Below are 2,976 nucleotides of genomic sequence, written 5' to 3' on the forward strand. Positions count from 1 at the left end.
TTTTGAAGCAACGGTAATAATTGCGTGATAATGCCAAAGGTACGCTCTTTCTCATTCGGGCTGGTTGGAGCATCATCGACAACAATGTCATACTCGACACTCGTTACTTCTTCACGCGTCAATGGAATATATTGCGCATTCTCCTCACCAGATATCCGTACCAAACGCCCATCGGACAAGTAATTCTGTATAAGGTGCAAAATAATCTTACCTTGCCGCTTGCGATACAAACGTAAGCCATCAAACAGACAAGCAAGCAGATTTAAACTGGATTGGCGTCGTTGTGCCTCCAAAATACCCGCTTGTGTCACTTCTCTTGTGCCAATGAATTCGGGCGATAAACCCGTCACCTGATTAATTGCTTCCTTAGCTTCATTAAACAGCTGGAAAAAGCCCTCTGGAAACTGTGCTACAGGCTTTGGTTGTATCTTGCCTTCTGCAAGAGCGCCATCTTCAGCAACTAGCAACGCATCAGCCCGCGCCCAATCTTGCATAGCCTGCCTGATGTCCTTAAACGCCCCTTCCTCGACAATAAGCCCCCCTTTGGATTGGCTATTAAGGATATACATCACTTGACTGAAATATTTATTCGCCCACCGTTGTGGATCTTTTGTCGGGCGCACAACCCCATAAAATTGCCGTTCTATCTTGTCAAAATACCCCGTTATACACTCCCAACCCAATTGACCAGCTGGAACTAAAGGTTGATCGGGGGATTCAAGCAACTTTCTCCCTAAAAAAGCACGTCTTACAACCTTTTTATTGAAAGCTGCCCCTTGGATATCGGGCATCATGCACTGGAGCTGCTTAAATTCTTCTTCGCTATAATCACGAAGTTCTCCAGTGCTTAAATCGGGCGCTTTGTAATATCGCTCGCTTTCAAACCAACGGCATTCAACAAGCGTGACCATCCGACGACCGTTTTCAACATCAATGCTCCCTTCATCACTGTAATAATCAAGATCATTATGGTGAACACCTTCATGAGAGCTCCCATCCCTTGCCCAATCTGCACTCAGCTCTGTCCAATGAGATTTGGGAAACATCTGCTTAGCTACTTCTAACGGCTTGCGGTCTACATACCACAAACGTTGTGCATCGGTTAAATTCGGTTGCACTGCCGCACTATCCCAGACCATTTTTAAAGGATCTAAACGCGTAATGACCGGTTCACCATCGAGGCTGTTCTCATAATCAAGGCGGGTATCAGTCCACCCCATTCCACAAATGACAGCATCTTGGAAAGCATCACTATCTGCATATTCAGCATGTGCCATGTCGCGAAACCATTCTGCTGCTCCTGTAAGCAATTCACTTGGCAATGCCTTCCCTATTTGACGAGGAATGAATTGCACTTCTCGCTTATTGTTGCGTTCTGAACCCACAACAGCATTCACAAGCGGAGCAATACGATTAAAAGTCATAACGGGGCGGCGTTGCTTTTTTAACGCCGATAAATCTTCTTCATTCCATTGATCACCATTGTAAAAACCAAAATCCTCCCGCGCATGTTCACGCCATTTGTTCACATGCTCCACATCTTCTTTGTACCAGCTGATAGGCTATCGTATCAAAAAATGAAATAAAGTCAATAGGTTGTGTGAAATTATTTTATATGAATCCACTTAAGAATCCACACTTTTATACGTGATTCATTTAACCATTTTTGATATAAGATTGCCATGCATGAATAGACCATAAAAAGCAAATCATGATGTAAGTATTATAACGCATGTGTGTATTCAAATGAAATGAAAAGCCGATATCATTCATAACAGTTCATAAATTTTATGATACGTTTTTATCACAGCACAAATCACATTGTTTTAAATTTAGTCGTTTGAAAATATCGATAACATACGTTTAAAGATCACATCTTGTTTTAAAGATTGGATTGTTAATCACATAAAAGAGCAAATTAACATTCGCCAAAATTGGCGAGCGCAAAATAGAGAGCTGTCATAACAGCATCATCATAACACCGAACATTTTAAAGATTGCATAAAAGGATTTAAAGACAAGATCGATTTTATAACCACGGTATTTTTTTACCGAGGTAGGAAATAAAGGTCATGAAATTCAAAATGCTATATCTTATGAAATGAAAAGCCTTTTAATGAATAGATTGCAGGCTAGTCTTTAAGAATGGAACTATTCGCTTCCACAAAAAAATGGAGGCAAATAATGCCATGGCAGTAGAATAACTATCTACTTTAGATTTGGTACTAAAAACGTTTTAAAAGTTATAGTTTAAAAATACGAAACCAAATGAGCTCTTTCCAAATTTGGGGGCAGCTATTAAGACAAAGATAAGCAAACAAACTTCAAAACCATTGTAACATCATAAGGTATGGGTTTTTACTTAATTTTGAGTCAAAAGCTGTAATGTTTAAAGAATGCTCTATTCTAAGATAATGCCTCCAAAAATGGACCGGCTAATATTTAAAGAAATTAGGTTTTAATGAAAAGTACAAATACGCTTATGAGAACCTCTTTAAATGCACGTTTAAACGTTTGAAACATAAAATGAGATCTTTATAAGAAACGTTAAAACTTTTTTTATAACAGTTATAACTTAGTTATCATTTGCTCTTAAAAACGTTTCATTTATGAGAAAACTAAGATTTAGCTTTCACAGCAGAGCAAAATCTTGCAAACCTTACATTTTATAAAAGCGTTTGTTTATTTATCTTATAAAAATCTGCTTTTAAAAACCAATGCTCGTAAATGTAAAAAACCGTTTTGTTATAAGATATTCACTTAATATGCATGTTCTTTTGATTGGATTGTTAAAGCTACCGAGCATTTTGATTTATTTGATACGTTTAATAGCCATAACAAGCGTTATAGGTTCTCTCATTCAAATGAGTGATTAAAGATCATACGCACATTTACGTTTCTTTTGATAAGTTTTCATATCTCTCATAGAGCGCTTGCAATATGATACGTTTTGTATATATGCATTCATTACTCCAT

General features: G+C 37.8%; 1 pseudogene. It reads right to left on the reverse strand.

The annotated features are described in order from the left end of the window. Nucleotides 1-1,559 (reverse strand): annotated as a pseudogene (locus ACFIMA_RS09330) (portal protein); the annotation flags it as partial. Nucleotides 1,560-2,976: the final 1,417 nt, after the last annotated feature.

It is taken from the genome of Bartonella sp. AP88HLJMH, from assembly GCF_042195605.1.
GTDB lineage: Bacteria > Pseudomonadota > Alphaproteobacteria > Rhizobiales > Rhizobiaceae > Bartonella.